This is a genomic window from Exiguobacterium sp. U13-1 (assembly GCF_001750115.1).
GTDB lineage: Bacteria > Bacillota > Bacilli > Exiguobacteriales > Exiguobacteriaceae > Exiguobacterium_A > Exiguobacterium_A acetylicum.
Map to the genome: position 1 here is coordinate 2,769,464 of NZ_CP015731.1, position 18,643 is coordinate 2,788,106.

Annotated in this window: 18 protein-coding genes; 6 read left to right on the plus strand and 12 right to left on the minus strand. The window is 46.5% G+C overall.

Features of this window, described 5'->3' with window-relative positions:
- Positions 1 to 81 precede the first annotated feature (81 nt).
- The 4 genes from accA to dnaE form a co-directional block, all read right to left on the minus strand.
- Positions 82 to 1,017 (minus strand): acetyl-CoA carboxylase carboxyl transferase subunit alpha, encoded by a 936-nt coding sequence (gene accA / locus ESP131_RS14390; protein WP_023469039.1) that lies wholly within the window; start codon positions 1,015 to 1,017, stop codon positions 82 to 84.
- The gene (gene accD, locus ESP131_RS14395; RefSeq protein WP_023469040.1) at positions 1,004 to 1,864 is read right to left on the minus strand and encodes an acetyl-CoA carboxylase, carboxyltransferase subunit beta; all 861 of its coding nucleotides are present in this window, start codon (positions 1,862 to 1,864) and stop codon (positions 1,004 to 1,006) included. The genes accA and accD overlap by 14 nt, the downstream gene beginning before the upstream one ends.
- A gap of 21 nt (positions 1,865 to 1,885) precedes the next feature.
- A complete protein-coding gene (locus tag ESP131_RS14400; protein WP_029342337.1) occupies positions 1,886 to 2,404 on the minus strand; it encodes a FadR/GntR family transcriptional regulator in 519 nt (172 codons plus the stop codon).
- A gap of 102 nt (positions 2,405 to 2,506) precedes the next feature.
- Positions 2,507 to 5,668: a DNA polymerase III subunit alpha gene (dnaE, locus tag ESP131_RS14405; protein WP_069940879.1), complete on the minus strand. Its 3,162-nt coding sequence runs from the start codon at positions 5,666 to 5,668 to the stop codon at positions 2,507 to 2,509.
- A 146-nt stretch (positions 5,669 to 5,814) separates the two neighbouring features.
- Between dnaE and ESP131_RS14410 the strand changes: the two genes are divergently transcribed.
- Positions 5,815 to 6,009, plus strand: coding sequence for a YtzJ family protein (locus tag ESP131_RS14410; protein ID WP_023469043.1), 195 nt, complete (start codon positions 5,815 to 5,817; stop codon positions 6,007 to 6,009).
- Between the two features lie 65 nt (positions 6,010 to 6,074).
- Here the strand turns inward: ESP131_RS14410 and ESP131_RS14415 are convergent, their stop codons facing one another.
- Positions 6,075 to 7,010, minus strand: coding sequence for a DHH family phosphoesterase (locus tag ESP131_RS14415; protein WP_069940880.1), 936 nt, complete (start codon positions 7,008 to 7,010; stop codon positions 6,075 to 6,077).
- A gap of 63 nt (positions 7,011 to 7,073) precedes the next feature.
- Here ESP131_RS14415 and ESP131_RS14420 point away from each other — a divergent pair, with 63 nt between their 5' ends.
- Positions 7,074 to 7,382 (plus strand): YtpI family protein, encoded by a 309-nt coding sequence (locus ESP131_RS14420; protein ID WP_069940881.1) that lies wholly within the window; start codon positions 7,074 to 7,076, stop codon positions 7,380 to 7,382.
- Between the two features lie 51 nt (positions 7,383 to 7,433).
- Here the strand turns inward: ESP131_RS14420 and ESP131_RS14425 are convergent, their stop codons facing one another.
- Positions 7,434 to 8,744 (minus strand): DRTGG domain-containing protein, encoded by a 1,311-nt coding sequence (locus tag ESP131_RS14425; protein WP_023469046.1) that lies wholly within the window; start codon positions 8,742 to 8,744, stop codon positions 7,434 to 7,436.
- A 155-nt stretch (positions 8,745 to 8,899) separates the two neighbouring features.
- On the opposite strand from ESP131_RS14425, the gene ESP131_RS14430 reads away from it, so the two are divergent.
- Positions 8,900 to 10,003, plus strand: coding sequence for a M24 family metallopeptidase (locus ESP131_RS14430; protein WP_069940882.1), 1,104 nt, complete (start codon positions 8,900 to 8,902; stop codon positions 10,001 to 10,003).
- 45 nt (positions 10,004 to 10,048) lie between these two features.
- Here the strand turns inward: ESP131_RS14430 and ESP131_RS14435 are convergent, their stop codons facing one another.
- Positions 10,049 to 10,774 (minus strand): SDR family oxidoreductase, encoded by a 726-nt coding sequence (locus ESP131_RS14435; protein WP_029342341.1) that lies wholly within the window; start codon positions 10,772 to 10,774, stop codon positions 10,049 to 10,051.
- A gap of 154 nt (positions 10,775 to 10,928) precedes the next feature.
- On the opposite strand from ESP131_RS14435, the gene ESP131_RS14440 reads away from it, so the two are divergent.
- Positions 10,929 to 11,366 (plus strand): universal stress protein, encoded by a 438-nt coding sequence (locus ESP131_RS14440; RefSeq protein ID WP_029342342.1) that lies wholly within the window; start codon positions 10,929 to 10,931, stop codon positions 11,364 to 11,366.
- A 109-nt stretch (positions 11,367 to 11,475) separates the two neighbouring features.
- On the opposite strand, the gene ESP131_RS14445 is transcribed toward ESP131_RS14440, so the two are convergent.
- The 4 genes from ESP131_RS14445 to tpx form a co-directional block, all read right to left on the minus strand.
- Positions 11,476 to 12,081, minus strand: coding sequence for a 3D domain-containing protein (locus ESP131_RS14445; protein ID WP_029342343.1), 606 nt, complete (start codon positions 12,079 to 12,081; stop codon positions 11,476 to 11,478).
- A gap of 306 nt (positions 12,082 to 12,387) precedes the next feature.
- A complete protein-coding gene (locus ESP131_RS14450; protein ID WP_047393528.1) occupies positions 12,388 to 13,599 on the minus strand; it encodes an acetate kinase in 1,212 nt (403 codons plus the stop codon).
- A 120-nt stretch (positions 13,600 to 13,719) separates the two neighbouring features.
- Positions 13,720 to 14,628 (minus strand): class I SAM-dependent methyltransferase, encoded by a 909-nt coding sequence (locus ESP131_RS14455; protein ID WP_047393526.1) that lies wholly within the window; start codon positions 14,626 to 14,628, stop codon positions 13,720 to 13,722.
- 100 nt (positions 14,629 to 14,728) lie between these two features.
- Complete coding sequence (tpx, locus tag ESP131_RS14460) at positions 14,729 to 15,226, minus strand: thiol peroxidase (RefSeq protein ID WP_148662037.1); 498 nt, start codon at positions 15,224 to 15,226, stop codon at positions 14,729 to 14,731.
- Between the two features lie 165 nt (positions 15,227 to 15,391).
- On the opposite strand from tpx, the gene ESP131_RS14465 reads away from it, so the two are divergent.
- Together ESP131_RS14465 and ESP131_RS14470 are read left to right on the plus strand one after the other, a co-directional pair.
- On the plus strand, positions 15,392 to 16,207 hold the full coding sequence (locus ESP131_RS14465) for an NAD kinase (protein ID WP_023469054.1): 816 nt from the start codon (positions 15,392 to 15,394) through the stop codon (positions 16,205 to 16,207).
- A gap of 93 nt (positions 16,208 to 16,300) precedes the next feature.
- Positions 16,301 to 17,065 (plus strand): MerR family transcriptional regulator, encoded by a 765-nt coding sequence (locus tag ESP131_RS14470; protein WP_047393524.1) that lies wholly within the window; start codon positions 16,301 to 16,303, stop codon positions 17,063 to 17,065.
- Here ESP131_RS14470 and ESP131_RS14475 read toward each other — a convergent pair.
- The gene (locus ESP131_RS14475) at positions 17,057 to 18,616 is read right to left on the minus strand and encodes an amidohydrolase (RefSeq protein WP_029342348.1); all 1,560 of its coding nucleotides are present in this window, start codon (positions 18,614 to 18,616) and stop codon (positions 17,057 to 17,059) included. The genes ESP131_RS14470 and ESP131_RS14475 overlap by 9 nt on opposite strands.
- Positions 18,617 to 18,643: the final 27 nt, after the last annotated feature.

The window sequence follows — 18,643 nt, forward strand, 5'->3', positions numbered from 1 at the left end:
GATTGCATAAACTTTCACTTGGTTTTTCATCACCGATTCCGGAAATGAGGAATATCAATCATGATAGCGATTACATGGTGCTTATGTGCCAATTTGGTGATATTTTTCGGTCCGCTGATCGATAAGCTCTTCCTTGGTCAAATGAACCAATGATTCGAGTTTCTGTACCAATACAGTTTTTAATTTATCCGCCTGTAATGACACATCGAGATGTGCGCCTCCGACGACTTCTGGAATGATGGCATCTGCGATCCCGAGTCGTAATAAATCAGGTGCTGTGATCTTCATCGATTCTGCCGCTTTCTCCGCAAGACTTGCATCTTTCCATAACAATGCTGCAGCACCTTCAGGAGAGATAACGGAATACGTTGAATTCTCGAGCATCAAGAGTTGGTCACACACTCCGATTCCTAAAGCACCACCTGATCCACCTTCACCGATGACGATTGAGATGATTGGAACTGTCATGCCAGCCATCTCAAACAGATTTTTCGCGATGGCCTCACTCTGACCACGTTCTTCTGCCGCACGTCCTGGATAAGCCCCTTTCGTGTCGATGAACGTGATGATTGGTCGGTTGAATTTCTCCGCTTGTTGCATGAGACGTAGTGCTTTTCGGTACCCTTCCGGATGTGGCATCCCAAAATTACGACGAATGTTTTCTTTTGTATCTTTTCCGCGTTGATGACCGATGATCGTCACCGGACGACCATTCAATGTTCCAATTCCACCAACGATTGCCGCATCATCATACCCATGACGATCGCCATGCAGCTCGATGAAATCTTCACAAATGGATTCAATGTAATCGAGTGTCGTTGGACGTTCTGGATGACGTGCCAATTGAACACGATTCCACGCTTTCATATTCCCGTAAATATCGAGTTCTAATCGATGAAGGCGTTCTTCAAGAAGTTGGAGTTCTTCCTTGAAGTCTAATCCTTGTGTTTCCGCCATATCATGGAGCTCAAGAATTTTTTCGCGTAACGCGATGACTGGTTGGTCAAATGGTTGCATGGTTCGTTCCCTCCGCATGTAGCTTTAAGATTCGCGTATAGTACGTTTTCAGATCATGTCGTGATACGACATCGTCCAGTTGACCTGCTTGTAATAAGAATTCTGCTGTTTGGAAATCTTCCGGTAGTTTTTCACGTATCGTCTGTTCGATGATCCGTCGACCTGCAAACCCGATCAACGCCCCCGGTTCAGCGATGTTGAAGTCACCGAGCATCGCAAAACTTGCTGATACACCGCCGGTCGTCGGATGAGTCATACAAGAAATATAAAGTAATCCAGCATCTGAATGCTGTTTTAAGAAGAGACTCGATTTCGCCATCTGCATGAGACTAACCATTCCCTCTTGCATCCGTGCTCCACCTGAAGCGGAGAAAATCGTGACAGGTAGACGATGTTTCGTTGCGTAACGAACCGCTTCAGAAATCGCAGCACCAACCGCTGCCCCCATCGAGCCCATCCGGAATCGTGCATCCATGACACAAGCGACGAGTGGGTGACCATTCACATTCCCGACGCCACAGACGATCGCTTCCTCAAGACCCGTTCTGACTTGGTCGCCCTTTAATTTTTCCGGGTAATCTTGAAATCCGAGAGGATCCGCTTGAACTGCCGGTAAGTCGAAATACGTCACCGAACCTTCATCGAATAATTGCGTAAAACGTTCTTGCGCGGTCAACGGATGATGATACCCACATGAACAGACACGTAAGTTCGCCTCCAGTTGTTTCGTATATTGGATTAATTTACATTTCGGACATTTCGTCATTAGGCCAACTGGCACATCGACACGCTGCTCCTTCGAAGTCAGCGTGACGAACTTTTTAGGTTTTCGAAAAAATGCTTGCACGTTCAGTTCCCCCTTGTCATCCTAGGGGCGGTTCAAGAGTTGTTCCCGTTCCGCCTGCGTATAGAGTTCCCCTTGACCGAAGCTTTTATGGAAGGCATTGACTTGTCGCCAGATTCGTTCAAACAAATCGTTATCGACTGTCTGAATCAACGTTTCACGAAACGCAACATCGGATGAAACGACTGGTGCAAGCACCGAAAGGTCATCCAGCTGCGCGAGCGCTGCTTGCTCAAGCAAGCGAAGCGTTCCTGCCAAGTCTTCGAACTTCGAATCGCCAGTCACTAAGAATTGAGCGATGATTTGAATATAGGTATGATCGTCACGATTCAATAGAAAGCTTCCGCCTCCATGTCGTGTCTCGACGATCCCTAAATAAGCGAGCGTCCGTAATGCTTCTCGTACGGACGGTCGACTGATGGATAGTCGTTCTGCCAGTTCCCGTTCTGATGGAATACGGTCTCCTGGAACTAATCCATCTTGTTCGATCATCAATTTAATCGCTGCGATATTGGCTTCAAACGCATTTCGTTTCTTCTCCATATCGATACGGCACCACCTTTCTGACCCTTCAGTCGGTTGCTTTAATTGGTGGCATTGGTCAGACCAATTACCCCTTATTATAACAAATCTTATTACCTAGTACTAGTTTGAGCGGGGGACATTTTTCAGGACGACATGATCCTCGCCAAACCGAATACGTAGCCGAGCTAGTAATTCCTCATCATGCTGCACTGCATAAAGCGGCGGTAACGATTTCGTCTCGCGTGAATCCGCGTAGCGAACGACGACTGGAATATCGCCTGGTGCTGCTTCTAGCAACTGTTCGAGTGCGGCCAACTCATTTTTTGATGTTAACTTGACGAACAGCACATCTTGTCCAAGTGGACGGAGACGTTCCAAAATGAACTGACGCTCCCCTTCGCGATCTTGCACCTTTAGTTCAATCAGTAAGACGTTCCCTAAATAAAGCGATCGACGGAATCGTTCATATTGATTCGGGAAGACGACGACCTCTTCATTCGAATACCCGTCGACTGCCTGAATAACTGCCATCGTTTGACCACGTTTCGTCTTGAACTCTCGAATCTGATCAATATAACAGACTAAATAATGTGTTTCCGAGCCGACGCCAAGATCATGGAAATAAGCAGATTCAACCGGAGCTTTCATTGCTGTCGTCAACGGCGAATACGTCAACCAGAACCCAAGCGCTTCCCGTTCTAATCGTGCCCAGTCGGAATCACTTCGTTTCGAGGACTTCTGTGTCCGGCGTTTCCCGAGAATTGCCAACTCGTCTGGAAGTAATGTATTCGACGACTCAGTGAAATATTCGAGTACTTCTTGTTCAGCGAGTCCGCGATCGCCGTGTGTCGCTCGATCTAGCGCACCACTGTAGAGTAACAATTCGATTTTTGCGCGCTCCTTCTTGCCCCATCCGACGTGGGTCAATAGATCAGCAATCGTCGCCGTATGCTTCGACGCGTCCTTTACACGCTCGAATTCTCGCTCAGAAATACCTTTAATCACATGGATACCGAGACGAATTCCTTTGCCCTCTAACGAAGAACGGTAATCCGAAATCCAGACATCCGGCGATAGGACAGGAAGACGTCGTTCACGCATCAATCGGACGAGACGCTCCGGTTGTTCGACCGAGACAAGCAAGAAAATGTGCGGAAAATGCGCTTTGATATATCCAAGGGCATAACTAATTTTTGAATAGGCGACCGCGTGGCTTCGGTTGAATCCATACCCAGCAAATCGCTCGATTTGTTCATAGAGTGATTGTGCGATTGCATCATCGAATCCATTCGACTTTGCTCCTTCGAGAAAACGAACCCGTTCCCGTTCGAGCGAATCCGTACTTTTCTTAGAAATTGCACGCCGTAATAAATCTGCTTGTGCCAGTGTAAATCCAGCCACTCGACGGGTGATTTCCATGACTTGCTCTTGATAGACGATGATGCCATACGTTGGTGAAAGGACGTCTTCTAAAACGGGATGCAACATTTGATAAGGTTGACCGGCTTTTCGTTTCGCGTACAGATCAATGAATTTCATTGGTCCTGGACGATAGAGTGACATCGTTGCTACCAAATCCTCGAACCGATTTGGTTTGACTTCGCGTAACGTCTGTTTCATACCTGTCGACTCGAATTGGAAGATATCATCCGTCTCAGCGCGGGCAAAGACTTGGAATGTTGCACGATCTTCCTCTGGAATTTGCGTGAGCGTAAAGGATGGCTGTTCGCGACGAATCAATTCTTCCATCCGACGCAAACGACTGAGATTTCGTAATCCTAACAAGTCAATTTTTAACAATCCTTGACGCTCCAACGCCTGCATCAGGAACTGCGTCACATACCGTTCATTTGGTCCCGTTTCAACAGGTGTCGTCTCGACGAGCAGTTCAGATCCAATGACGACACCAGCCGCGTGAACCGAACGTTGTCGCGGGAGACCCTCGACCGCTTGTGCCAATTGCAACAGTTGCCGGCGCTTTTCGCTTCCAGAGAACCAACGATATGTCTGTTTATTTTGTTCGATCCCTTGTAATGTCGTTGATTTTCCAAGCTGTTTGACTGCAGCATCTAACTCATCTTTCGAAAACTCTAGCGTCCGTCCGACGTCTCGAAGAGCGGCTTTGGCACCGAGCGTCGACAATGTACCGATTTGAGCAACGTGATCTTTTCCGTAACGCATCACGAGATCCTCTAATACTTCTTCGCGTCGTTCGTCTTCGATATCGATATCGATATCAGGCATCGAAATCCGCTCAGGGTTCAAGAATCGTTCGAATAGTAATCCATATTTCAATGGATCCACCGTCGTAATTCCAAGCGCATAACTGACAAGTGATCCAGCTGCTGAGCCTCGACCAGGTCCAACGAAGATACCTTTCGCTTTTGCGCTACGTACGAGTTCTTCAACGATTAAGAAGTAATCGGCAAATCCCGTCTTATCGATGACTGATAGTTCATAAGCGAGACGTTCCCGTGCCGCTTCACTTTCATGACCATGTGCCAGTAAACCTTCCTCAGCACGTTTCCGTAACAACGCATTCGAGTCTTCCGCAATACGTGGAAGTGGACGTTGTTGATAAGGTAATTCTAAGCGTTCAGATGTCGTCGCAAACTGCTCCGCCATCGTAATTTCTCGCTCGGTAAAGTCTTCGAGTAACTCTTCCCGGGTCTTTAAATGCATCAGACGATCTGTCTTTTGGTCTTGGAACGTCGTCGCTTCACCAATCGCACGTATTGCTTGATACGCTGGCGCTTCATCTCGACGAAGATAACGAACAGGATCGACTGGTACAGTCTCAACACCAAGGGCTGCTGCTACTTCGCGGTAACGCGTGCGACTCTCTCGTTCGACCGTTGAACGACTAGAGGTTACTCCCATATATGTACGCGCTCCTTGAACGTGTCCCATCCATTGAACGAAGGAACGACGTAGACGCGTCGCGTCTTCAGATGCTTGACGCAGTGGAACGAGCACCGCGATCAGTGATGAAACTTCAGTCTCCCCCTGTCGACTGGCTAGTCGATACAGTTGACGCAGTCCATCAGAAGAAAAAGCAAACCATAAGATACAAAATTCTTCTTCTTCGATTCGTTGCTCCCATCCGACGATCGGCTGCATATTTCGACGTTGACATGCATCGATGAATGCGGGAACTCCTGTTAATGTCGTTTCACAGATGACCGCTCGTCCGATGTGTCGACGGACTAGTTCATCAAGATAAGGGTCGATTCGAACTAAACTTTGCAATGGACTAAACTGCGTCCGAACATTTATATGCATCTTCCATTCTCCTTTCTCTTCTGATGGAGGTTTTTAAAAGTTTTCAGAACATTCATATCTAACTGACTCAAGTACTCGCCATCTGATTTATTATTCGCTACAATAAGTATAGAAATATCATGACGGGTACGGAAGGAGCGTTTCTCATGATTTTGAATCGCAGTCAAATCGCACGTGAAAAAGTCGAACAACTAAAGCTCGGTGTTACCGCTTTTACTGAAACGGAAGAAATCGCTGAGAAGATTCGCAAATCTGTCGCTGAACTTCAACTGAATGTCATTGAAGACCACACAGATCGTGGCGTTTGGTTCATTCCGCAAGACGAAACAAAGACGCAATAAGCGTAAAAAGGCTGTTCGCTTCGCTTCCTCTATGAGAGGAGTGAGACCGAGCAGCCTTTTTCCGTTTAAAACTGGAAGTTAGCAGCGACCTCGTCCAGACGACGGATGACACGTTCGACTTCACTCAACTGTCCAATCGTTGCACCAGACGCCATCGGATGTCCACCACCATTGAATTCTTTTGCTACTTCATTGATGACAGGACCCTTCGAACGAATCCGGACACGGACTTCCTTGTCCGTTTCAAGGAATAACGCCCAACACTTCATTCCTTTTAAACCAGCAAAACTATTGACGAGTAACGATGCTTGCTCAACCGTCGCCCCAAACTGCTTCAATGTATCTTGTGTCAAAACGACATAACCGACACCTTGATCCGTCAATTGAATATGTTGTAGGACGTATCCTTGTAAGTGAAGCGCCGCAAGTTCTGTTTCGTACATATTGCGATACAACCAGTCCGTATCGATTCCTGCATCAATCAATTGCGCTGCGACTTCAAATGTTCGTTTCGTCGTACCACGGAATTGGAAACGTCCCGTGTCACCGACGATCCCAGCGTAGAATTGAATGGCAGCTAATGCTGGAATCTCATATCCCCATTCATTCAATAAATGAACGAGCAGTTCCGATGTCGAACTCATCGTCGTATCGACGAGTTGCACGGGCGCGTATGGATCTTCATCCGGATGATGGTCGATTTTAATGACATCTTTTCCTGTCATCGCAACTTTTCCATCGATCCGCGCTTGGTTCGCCGTATCCAGAATCACGACTAACGCCTTTTTATACAACACGTCATCGATTTGATCGAGCTCCCCCATGAATGACAGTGATGCCGCCATCTCACCTGCTGACAAAACTGTTTTTTCAGGAAACTGATGTTGTAATGTTAATTGTAAACCGAATTGACTACCGAGTGCATCGGGATCTGGCCGTTCATGACGATGAATAATGATCATATCTGCCGCTTCAATCATTTGTTTGATTTGCTCTTTCACTGTGCACAGCTCCTCTAATCTTGATATGATACTAGATGAAGACAAAAAGGAGGTCCTTTTAACATGCAATTCATCCTCATCGCCCTCATCGTTTTCTCGCTTGGTGGGTATTTGTTAGCAAAACGCCGCGCGTTCCATACGAAAAGCACGAACCGAAAATACTTGTTCAATACGCAAGCGAGCATTTGGTTGAGCTTGTTCGTCATCCTATTCGCCGTCAACCAGTTCGTTTCCGGGAACGGATTAACGACACTCGTTGGGAAAATCGTTTGTTCCATTTTAATCATCGTCGGTGTTGCTTCATTCATCGCCGGATTCATCCGTTACAAAAAGATTTATCCGCATGTCGTCCGCGAGATGGAGCAATCCTGAGCTAGATTCAGAGGAACCGAAGTCAGTTGACTTCGGTTCTTTTTGATTCATTTAACGATCGATGAGTTGGGATGTCACGAGTGCCTTCGCAACAATTTGTGTCCCTTGATACATTTCGACATCGACTTTCCCGAATTTTCGACCGACGTCAAAGACATTCGCCCGGATCGTTACCGTGCTCTCGATTTGAACAGGTTTAATGAAGTAGATGCTGACATTTTCAATGACAAGGTCACCTTTTTTCATATGGCGTAACATTCGCGTCGCTCCTTCGACTAGAAGCGTCGTCAACACCCCACTCGAAGCAGTCCCCATGAAGTTCGTCATTTGCGGCGAGACCTCAAGCGATAAGTACGGTCCCCGTTCGTCCTCCGCCGCCTTGATTTGCCCCGTGATTAGATCGTCGAACGTCTCTCCGACTTGTGGTTGACGATTCGCGAGTTGCAGTGCCTTGAGGACGTCTTGCCGACTAATGATCCCGAGCAATCGACCGTATTGGTCGATGACCGGTAGCATCTCGATTCCTTCCCAGACCATCTGATGCGCGGAATTCGTGACACTCGTTCGAATACCGACCGTGATCGGGTGACGGGTCATGACTTTTTCAACAGCCCAGTCATGTGGACGGTCAATGATGTCCTTCGCTGTCACGACACCGACGACCTTCATTTGTTCATCGATGACAGGATAACGATTGTGTTTCGTCTGCTCATTTAACTCATGCCAGCGTGAAATGGGATCCGTCGTCTGTAAATAGAACGTGTCATGCAACGGAATTAAAATATCCGAGACGAGTAAAATCTCCTTTTTGATCAATCGATCATAAATCGCACGGTTGATCATCGTCGCAACCGTGAACGTATCATATGACGTCGAAATGATCGGTAACTCCATCTCATCCGCCAATCGCTTCGCATCTTCTGTCGTATCGAAGCCACCGGTAATCAATACAGCAGCCCCTGCTTCAAGCACGAGCTCATGTGCTTTTTCGCGGTTTCCGATGATGACGAGACTATCGACATCGATGTAGCGCATCATGGCTTCGAGCTTCATTGCGCCAATGACGAATTTCGTCAACGTCTTGTGTAATCCATTTCGACCACCGAGCACTTGACCATCGACGATGTTCACGACTTCCGCGAATGTCAGCTTCTCGATATTTTCTTTTTGTTTCTTTTTAATCCGAATCGTTCCGACTCGCTCGATCGTCGAGACGAACCCTAAATTTTCTGCTTCCTTGATGGCGCGATAAGCCGTCCCCTCGGATACGGTCAAATCCTTCGCGATTTGTCGGACGGAAATCTTTGTTCCGACATCAAGATCTTCGATGTGTCGAATGATCTGTTCGTGTTTCGTAGGCATACTGTATCCCTTCTTTTCCTTTTTTCTACTCTCCTGTCATTATACTGTACTACTCTAAAGATGAAAACGTGTACTAGTCTGATTTACGATAAATGTTTTTCGAACCGGACGATGATATACTTATGTAGAAAATGAGTAGAGAGGTGGAATCATATATGCGCGAACGTACGAACCAAATCAGTGAATTCTTGAAAGAACAAGGAATCGACTTAGCCGTCGTCACTTCGAAGGCAAATGTCTTTTATTTCTCAGGAGTCTACGCTGAACCCCACGAACGTGTCATGGCGGTCCTCGTGGATGTAACCGGCAAACATGTATTATTCTGTCCGGCGCTCGAAGCAAGTATCGTTGCAGCGAGTCCTTGGGAAGGAGACGTCGTGACGTATGAGGATCACGAAAACCCGTTTGATCGATTAGCAGAATTATTCGCGACATTCGAACACTCGAATAACCGGATTGGTATCGAAGGGGAACATATGACGTTCAGCCGCTATCAGGAGTTAAGTTCACGTCTTGAGAACGCAGCGATTCTCGATATCGGTGCGTCGCTACAAGGACTGCGCTTGAAAAAAACACCGGACGAAATCGCTATTCTTCAAGAAGCAGCACAACTTGCGGACGAAGCAATCGAAATCGGTAAACAAGCGATCCGCCCGGGGATCACGGAAATCGAAGTCATTGCGGAAATCGAATATGAAATGAAGAAAAAAGGCGTCCGCGAGATGTCATTTGATACGCTTGTTTTATTTGGTGCAAACAGTGCTGATCCGCACGGTGTACCCGGCGACCGTGTCATCCAAGAAGGCGACTTCGTCTTATTTGACCTCGGCGTCGTTTGGAAAGGCTACTGTTCCGATATTACACGGACCTTCGTTTACGGCGAAGCGAACGAAGAACAGAAAAAAATCTATGAAACGGTTCGCCAAGCACTTGAAGCCGCGACAGAAGCAAGCCAGATCGGCACGACACTCGGTTCGTTAGATAAGGCAGCTCGTGACGTCATCACAGAAGCTGGTTACGGGCAGTACTTCACGCACCGTGTCGGTCACGGACTCGGAATCGAGGTTCATGAATTCCCGTCTCTCGCGTCAAACAACCTACTGACGGCTGAAGCTGGTATCGTCTACACACTCGAACCAGGCATTTATGTTCCAGGTGTCGGTGGCGTCCGCATCGAGGATGATATTCATCTCACTGCGGAAGGTCCAGTTGCGTTAACTCGCACACCAAAACACCTTCAATCCATTCCTTCATCTTAACTCAAGAAAAACACCTAATCCATCGCTTGGATTAGGTGTTTTTGCTTACTTACGGGATTGATGGACGACATTGACGCCACCTGTTACATCGAGAATTGCTCCCGTGATCATACTCGATTCTTCTGCCAGCAAGAAGGAGATCGCGCGAGCGATGTCTTCTCCGACACCCGTTCTTCCGACAGGCGTCGCCTCATCATGCTCCGCTTCTGAAATCTGTTTCGTCTTATTGTCTCCGACGATGTTTCCTGGGTTGACCATGTTGACCGTGATGCCATGTTCCGCTTCTTCAAGCGCTACACTCTTCGTCAAACTCACCATCCCGCTTTTAGCAGCAGCGAACGCCGCCCGGCATACCCATCCCGGCGCTGTTGCACTCTCTGGAAAGCCATACGTAATGATTCGACCATAAGATTGCTTACGCATGACGGGTAACACTTGACGTAACAGCCAAAAACTAGCCGTCAGATTCCCGGTGATCACTTCATTCCATTCCTGATCGGTGTAATCTACTAACGCTTTTCGTTCAAATATATAAGGTCCTGCATTAAGTATCAACGCATCAATCCGACCTTGCTCGTTGATTGCTTGTTGGGTTGCGCGTTCCAATTCTTCTTGATTCGTCACATCCGCTTGAATCGTCATGAGGTTCGGATGTGTAAATTCGGGTTCGGAACGATGGAACGCTGTCACTTTCCAACCTTCTTCCAGTAACTGGCGCGTTACTCGTTCTCCCAGTCCTTTTGTACCTGCTGTAATTAACGCGTGCCTCATCTTGGCATCGCCCCCTTTCACTGACTCCATCTTACGACGGAACGGAAAGGAAGGACAATTTTTAGAACTCACTGAATGTTTCATCCGCTCCCAGTAAGAGAATGGTATAATTAGGGTGTACTCATCATATCGATTACGAAGGGATGGATTCATCATGGCAATCGTCTATCATAATGTACTTGTAGCAGTAGATGGCTCAAAAGAGGCAGAACGTGCCTTCGAGACGGCAATCGATGTTTCATTGCGAAATGATGCAAAATTGATCATCGCACACGTCATTGATACACGGACATTCGCAACGGTAGAAGCATATGACCGCACCATCACGGAGCGTGCCGAATCTTACGCGAAGGAATTGCTAGACGAATACGTCAAGACCGCTCAAGATCGCGGTGTACAGGAAGTCGAAGTAGCGATTGAATACGGCTCACCGAAAGTAACGATCGCCAAAAAGCTTGCCCCTAATCACGATGCCGATTTAATCATCTGTGGCGCAACTGGTTTAAACGCTGTTGAGCGTTTCTTCATCGGTAGTGTCTCTGAAAGCATTACGCGTTACGCAAAATGTGACGTTTTGATCGTCCGTTTATGAACCACTCTTCACCAAAAAGCCTCGCTTCCTTCATTTCAAAGGAAGCGAGGCTTTTTTGACGACCTACTTAATCAAAAAAACCATCGAACCAATGTCCGATGGTTTAAAATCATTTGTATTTTACTGTGACCGTACGACGACCCCAGTTGAATGCTTCTGAACGAGAGTAGTAAAGGATATCCAGCTTCTTGCCTTTGATGGCACCGCCAGTATCAGCGGCTGTATACGTTCCTTTTAATTTCCCTTTGTAATACACTTTCACTGTCGAACGAAGTGGAATGACACGTGGATCAACCGCTACGACTTTCTTTTTCGAGCTTTTGATGTTCCAACCGATTGCTGTCAGATTACCACTACCTGGATCATACGGCGTGTAAGCTGTTGCGCTTACGTTCGTGATTGTTTTCCAACCACCTGTCGATTGTTTTTTCGAACTGCTTGACGTCACGACTTTTGAGTAGCTTGCGCTAAGGTAAGCTGTTTTACCTTTGTAACTTACTTTATACCAGTTACCTGTTTTTGCTTTGTACGATAACGTTTGGTTCTTATATAGAAGACCGAGCTTTTTCGAAGAAGTAGTAGCTTTCTGACGAATGACTAGGCTATCGACTGTTGACTTGACGCTTTTCTTAGTTGCAGCCTCTGCTTGAAGACCTGCGAACGAACTGAGTGCTAACACGACCGTTAAAACACTTGCGAGCATCCGTTTCATCATGTATTTTCTCCTCCATCATTGTTTCGTGTTTGTTAACTGAGATTAATATACATGACAAAACGAAGTAGTGCCGTTACATATAGACCACAAAAATATGTCTGTACTATTACTTTTATGTTACAAAAGACTCATTTTTTTTAGAAATCGATCATTTTTGGGTTTATTTTTACAAAGATGACGATTCATTTTTCGTTATATGACAAACACCGTAACAATAGATCGTATGTTCGTATATTCTATTTCTTAGATTTTATAAAAAAAGACTGAATCGTTGGAATAACGACTCAGTCTTTTTGATTGAAACGATTATGCGTTTTGAGCAACTAATCCACCAACACGAACCGTGTCGCGTGCAATCATCAATTCCTCATTCGTTGGAATGATGATGACTTTAACTGGTGAGTGTGGGTAGTTAATGAAGAGTTCTTCTCCACGAGCTCCAGTGTTGAGTGATGGATCCCAGTACACGCCCATGAATTCAAGACCACGTAAGACACGCTCACGGATTGAATCAGAGTTTTCTCCGACGCCCGCTGTGAAGATGATCGCATCGACACCATTCATCTCAGCAGCGTATTGCCCGATGTAACCATGGATACGGTTAGCAAAGATACGGAGTGCCATCTCTGAACGATGATTTCCTTCTTTAGCAGCTGTCTGGACATCACGCAAGTCACTTGAGAGACCTGAAAGACCGTAGATTCCAGACTCTTTGTTCATGACGTTCAAGACGTCCTCTGCTGTTTTCCCTGTTTTCTCCATCAAGAATGGAATCAACGCTGGGTCAAGTGAACCAGAACGTGTTCCCATTGTGATCCCTTCAAGCGGTGTGAAGCCCATTGTCGTATCGATTGATTCGCCACCCGAAACTGCTGCGATCGATGCTCCGCTACCTAAGTGACATGAAATCAAACGGAGGTCTTTTAACGGACGACCGAGTAATTCAGATGCACGTTCCGTAACGTATTTGTGGCTCGTACCGTGGAAACCATATTTACGGATGCCGTATTCTGTATAGTAATCATACGGCAAGCTGTAAAGGAAGTTTTCTTCTGGCATCGTTTGGTGGAACGCCGTATCGAAGACTGCCACTTGTGGTACTTCCGGAAGCAATGCTTGGAATGCCCGGATTCCGATCAAGTTTGGTGGAATGTGAAGTGGTCCGAGTTCTGTGTACGACTCGATATCGTGCATGACTTCATCTGTAATCAATACAGAGTCTGCATATTTTTCTTTACCATGAAGCACACGGTGTCCAACACCTTTAATCTCATCGTAAGACGAGATGATTCCGAACTCCATCAATTTTTCGAGTGACAACTCGACTGCTTCTTTATGTGTTGCAAGTGGGAGGACATCTGTATATTTTTGTCCTTCACCATATTTAATCGTAAAGATTGCATCGTCTTTACCAACGCGTTCAACGAGTCCGACTGCAATCATCGTTTCGTTCGGCATTTCGAGCAATTGGAACTTCAAAGACGAACTACCTGCGTTTACCGCCATAATTTTTGCCATGATTTTTCCCCTTTTCCATTTGAATCCAATGAACATTCACATCTGTTTAGGTTTTCTTCTATTTCTGTTCTACAACTAGAATAGTCAAATTAACGACAGATTTCAATCACTTTGCGTAATTCATTTTAATTCTGTGTTAATCCATTCATCAATCTGTTTCACCATACCACCAAAGGCGCGGGCATCTGTGAACGATGGCAACTCAGCAAGCAATGCTTGTTTCGGCATCTTCATACCGGCTAAATGATTACGGACGATCAAATAACTTTTTGCTGCCTGTTCTTGTTTGAACATCGTGAGCGGCAACTGCAAAATACCGATGACATGCGCTTTTGATTCGAAGTACTGTTTCAACTTCCCTTCCGTATCATGCTGGAACAGACCGTTCGGGATAACGAAGACACCGAATCCACCTGGTTTGACGTATTGCATCGCCTGTTCAATCAACAAGAAATGACTATAGCTCATGCCTTCGTCTCGTTTCAAGATGTAAGACGCGGCAGCCTCTTCATCCGGATAATAACCGACAGGAAGATCGGCCATCGCAAGATCAACTGGATCTAACAATAATGGTCGTAACGCATCTTGATGGGTATACGTGACTGGATAGTCGAGTAATTCCGTTACCGCTGCTGATAAACGAATCAATGTCTCATCTACCTCGACCGCCTCAGCGGCTGTACCTGTCGAAAGCTGACTTAAGACAGCATGTAACATGCCACCCGTCCCACTCCCCAACTCAAGTAATCGGATGTCCTCCTTACCTACCAATTTCCCGATTAGATAACCAGCAAACAAAGCGACACTGTCTGGCGTCGGCAAATGGTTCGGTTGCGCTTGTTTCATCCCTTCTAAAATAGCAAGCGACACTGCCTTCCGAATGACCTCTTTATCTACATTTTCAGTATGACGATCGTTCAATCGATCAATCACCGTCGTCAACGCTTCTAAATAGGGCATATCAAGATCACGTTCGATTTGTTTTGTTTGACGTGTTAATTCCTTATATAACTTTTCTAACGGCTCCATGTACGTCATCCTCTCCAAAACGAAACGGCCCCCCGTAGAGCGGGAGCCGTTTCTATCATTAGTTCCATTGTAACGCTTCAGCGGCGTTTGTAAACCATTCTTACTTCGCTTCACGCGCTGCAGCGAGTGCTGCTTCAAAATTAACTTCGTCTGTTGATTCTTCAAGATATTCAACGTACGTGATCTCGTTGTTTGAATCAAGAACGAAAACAGAACGTGCAAGCAGGCGTAATTCTTCGATGGCTACGCCATACTGTGTACCGAATGAAAGATCGCGGTGATCAGACAACGTCACGACTTGATCGAGACCGCTTGATGCGCACCAGCGACGTTGTGCGAACGGAAGGTCGTTTGAGATCGTCATGACCGTCACACCTTCGATTGTTGCTGCTTCTTCATTGAATTTGCGTGTCTGCGCATCACAAACGCCTGTATCGATTGATGGGACAACGCTGATGATTCGAACACCTTGATATGTATCACGTGTTACCGGTGATAAGTCGTTAGCTAACACTTGAAAGTCAGGTGCTGTTTGTCCGACTTGAACTGCTGTACCTTGAAGTGTGATTGGATTTCCTTTAAAAGTTGCCATATGAATTCCCCATTTCCCCTGATTGGATATACTGTATTTTCTATTTAACTATAGGAATGATCTGCGAAGATGGCAAGCATTCTGCCATAATTGATGGACTTCAGTACCCGTCTTTCCAAAAAACAGGTATAATGAAAGAGTTCATGAAACGCTTTCAAGGGGGAATTGACCATGGCTCGAAATAATGTCTACCTGTACTACCGAAATACACAAAGACACGAGACGCAGGTGCGAAAGTTGATTGATGTCGGTACACGATATGGACTGAACGTCGTCCAAGATCACCGACAAGCAAACATCATCGTCTCGATTGGTGGAGATGGGGCTTTCTTGCAAGCGGCACGCTTCACAGGTTTCCGTGATGATGCCATCTATGTTGGATTCGCTGAAGGACCAAACTCGTTCTACTGTGATTTTGATATCAATGATCTTTCGGCGGTCGAAGCGATCTTTAAAGAGACAGGCAACCGTGTCTCGGATGGTGAAATCGAAGTACGTCGTTATCCACTGCTCGAAGCATCCATCAACGGTGGACCACCGATGCTCTGTCTGAACGAATGTTCCGTGAAGTCGAGCATCATCAAATCACTCGCGATCGAAGTCTATATCGATGACTTCCTGTTTGAGACATTCCGCGGGGATGGAATGGTCATCTCAACACCGACGGGCTCTACGGCTTATAATAAGTCACTCTCTGGTGCGATCGTCGATCCATTGATCCACTGTCTTCAAGTCAGCGAAATTGCTTCGGTCAACAACAACCGGTACCGGACACTCGGTTCTGCTTTCCTACTGAACCGTGGACGGAAACTCTCGTTACGCATCATCGAAGACGGAAACGACTATCCGATCATCGGGATGGATAACGAAGCACTCAGTCTCACACGAACAGATTCAGTCGATATCCAACTTTCTGAAAAAGAACTGAAAACCGTCAAACTGACGAATAATACATTTTGGCATAAGATTCAACGCTCGTTCTTATGACAATAAAAAAATCTGCCTCCTCGGGGCAGATTTTTTTATTGCGTCTTCCGTTACGTCACCCCTTATACTCCAATCAAAGGAGGTACACAACTGATGTATTCCACTCAGAAAATTGCCAAACTGACCGGCGTCACAAAACGAACACTCTATCATTATGAGACGATCGGTCTCCTCGTGCCAAAGCGTACCGATGCCGGTCACCGAAGTTACAGCAAGGAAGATCTTTTACGTTTACAACAAATCCTGCTCTATCGTTCACTTGATTTTCCACTGTCAGAAATCCGAAGATTACTCACGCAACCTGATTCCAATCATCATACGACACTGAAAAAGCAGATTGCGCTTCTTCAAGAAAAAGCTTCGCATTATCAAATGCTCGCTCAACTCGCTGAACAGACATTACTCACGTTAAAAGGAGGACTCCCCATGAAAGACGAACAATTATTCCGTGGTTTACGGCATGATGAGATCGTTACGCATGAAAAGCAACATGCAGATGAAGTCCAAAAACACTACGGCGACACCGACGCCTATCGAATCAGTGCAAAAAGACAACAACAACGTACTCCGAATGAGAAAGAACAACTGAGCACCATGCACAAACAGCTCGATCAGCGCTTGACGGTCCTTTACCGTGACGGGCGCATGACTACGGATCCAGACGTTCAACAAGTCGTCAAAGATCAACATGACTTCATCGATACGTACTATTACCCATGCGCATTATCTCTCTTTGCCTCACTCGGTCAGATGTATGTGTCTGACGAACGATTCCGTGCCTATTACGATGCGTATGCCCCTGGACTATCCACGTTCTATTCGGAAGCTATTTCACACTATGCGCAAACATCACACTAACGCGGCTTCCGCCTGATAAACGGTTTTTCCAGCTTGGACCGTCTCGACCAAACGGTTATTTAAGATCGCTTCCCCACGCAGGCGATAGAAGTCTTCTTCAAAGATGACGAAGTCGGCATCATAGCCAGGTAAGAGCAATCCTTTTCGACCATGTGTTTCCGTCGCGAGATGTGGATTTTTCGTAAAGAGCAATAAGGCTTCAAACATCGATAACGTCTCGTTCGTTTTATTGACACGCCCTGCCGTTCCTTCAGTTGCTGCATAAAGCGACCGTCGGACATCGGGGTCAGAGATCGGCGCATCTGCTCCGCCGCACAATAATGCGCCGGTCTCAGCTAACGAACGTAAGCGATAACTCCAGTCTAAGCGGTTCAACCCGAGTCGATCGACGATGAAATCGGCGTCATCCAGTAAAAAGACCGGTTGGACGTCAATCAAGACCGGTAACTTCCGAATTCGCGCAAGCGTTTCTGGTCGGACGACCGTCGCATGAATGATGCGATCTCGTTTCCCTTTTGGCGCAGGATACTTCTCGAGCACCTGTACGAACCGCTCGATCGCTAAATCCCCGATGACGTGTGCCGCGACTGTGAACCCGTAACTACGTGCACGTTTGACGAGTTGCTCGAGTTGTTCTGGCGTATGCACTTCAATACCACGTGTCGTCGGATCATCGGAATAACCACGACCGAGAAGAGCTGTTCGTCCTCCGAGAGCGCCGTCGACGAACAGTTTCATCGCACCAATTGACATCGTTGACGGTAAAGTAGGTTGTTGTTGCACGAACTCATCAATGACAAGATGATGCACGAGCAAATGCGTATGGAAGCCTGTCTCTTGCGTCACTTCCTTATAGGCTTGCAAGATGTCCGCGACATCACCGTGATACGACAAGTCTTCTGTGTGTGCCGCAATGATGCCGTATTGGTATAAATTCTTAATCGCTGACCGGAGGGACGATTTATTCCGCTCCAAGTTTCCAGCTTGTAACGCATATAAAGGTTCAAGCGCCGCATCGTACAAGAATCCGTCAGCTTCACCATTATCCGATATACCGACCTTTCCACCTTCGATGACAGTCGACGCTTTATATCCGAGCTGTTGGAACAAGACATCGTTGACAAGTGCTGTATGCCGGTCTGTTCGTTTCAACAAGGCAGGTGCATCAGGGAACAACTGATTGAGCCATGCTTTCGTCGGTGCACGATCAAGCTTCGTTTCGTCATAGCCTTCTGCCACATGGATCCCATTGACTGGTTCCGCCTTGAGAAAAGCTTGCCCTAACGCTTCAAGCGTCGTATAGCGCGAGGCATCGACACGATTGATCGCTTCCCCGTAACCGATCAGATGAATATGCGCATCCGTAAAGGCTGGATATACAGCTTTTCCGTTCAAGTCGTGAATTTGATCAATACGTCTACCGAAACGGCGGCGTAGCTTTCCTTCCTCTCCCATCGCGATGATCCGCGTCTTCTCGACGAACATCGCTGAATGGACATCCTCTTCGTGTGCCATCGTTCGAATCAATCCGTTTACGTATAGTGTTCCCATTCCACTCACTCCTCTTTTTACAAAAAT

Coding starts and splice junctions, on each gene's coding strand:
- ESP131_RS14445 (WP_029342343.1), bottom strand. CDS start 12,081: ATGATGAAACGGATGCTCGCAAGTGTTTTAACGGTCGTGTTAGCACTC.
- ESP131_RS14430 (WP_069940882.1), top strand. CDS start 8,900: ATGCGCGAACGTACGAACCAAATCAGTGAATTCTTGAAAGAACAAGGA.
- ESP131_RS14420 (WP_069940881.1), top strand. CDS start 7,074: ATGCAATTCATCCTCATCGCCCTCATCGTTTTCTCGCTTGGTGGGTAT.
- dnaE (WP_069940879.1), bottom strand. CDS start 5,668: ATGCATATAAATGTTCGGACGCAGTTTAGTCCATTGCAAAGTTTAGTT.
- ESP131_RS14450 (WP_047393528.1), bottom strand. CDS start 13,599: ATGGCAAAAATTATGGCGGTAAACGCAGGTAGTTCGTCTTTGAAGTTC.
- accA (WP_023469039.1), bottom strand. CDS start 1,017: ATGCAACCATTTGACCAACCAGTCATCGCGTTACGCGAAAAAATTCTT.
- ESP131_RS14410 (WP_023469043.1), top strand. CDS start 5,815: ATGATTTTGAATCGCAGTCAAATCGCACGTGAAAAAGTCGAACAACTA.
- ESP131_RS14475 (WP_029342348.1), bottom strand. CDS start 18,616: ATGGGAACACTATACGTAAACGGATTGATTCGAACGATGGCACACGAA.
- ESP131_RS14455 (WP_047393526.1), bottom strand. CDS start 14,628: ATGGAGCCGTTAGAAAAGTTATATAAGGAATTAACACGTCAAACAAAA.
- ESP131_RS14425 (WP_023469046.1), bottom strand. CDS start 8,744: ATGCCTACGAAACACGAACAGATCATTCGACACATCGAAGATCTTGAT.
- ESP131_RS14465 (WP_023469054.1), top strand. CDS start 15,392: ATGGCTCGAAATAATGTCTACCTGTACTACCGAAATACACAAAGACAC.
- ESP131_RS14400 (WP_029342337.1), bottom strand. CDS start 2,404: ATGGAGAAGAAACGAAATGCGTTTGAAGCCAATATCGCAGCGATTAAA.
- ESP131_RS14435 (WP_029342341.1), bottom strand. CDS start 10,774: ATGAGGCACGCGTTAATTACAGCAGGTACAAAAGGACTGGGAGAACGA.
- ESP131_RS14440 (WP_029342342.1), top strand. CDS start 10,929: ATGGCAATCGTCTATCATAATGTACTTGTAGCAGTAGATGGCTCAAAA.
- ESP131_RS14470 (WP_047393524.1), top strand. CDS start 16,301: ATGTATTCCACTCAGAAAATTGCCAAACTGACCGGCGTCACAAAACGA.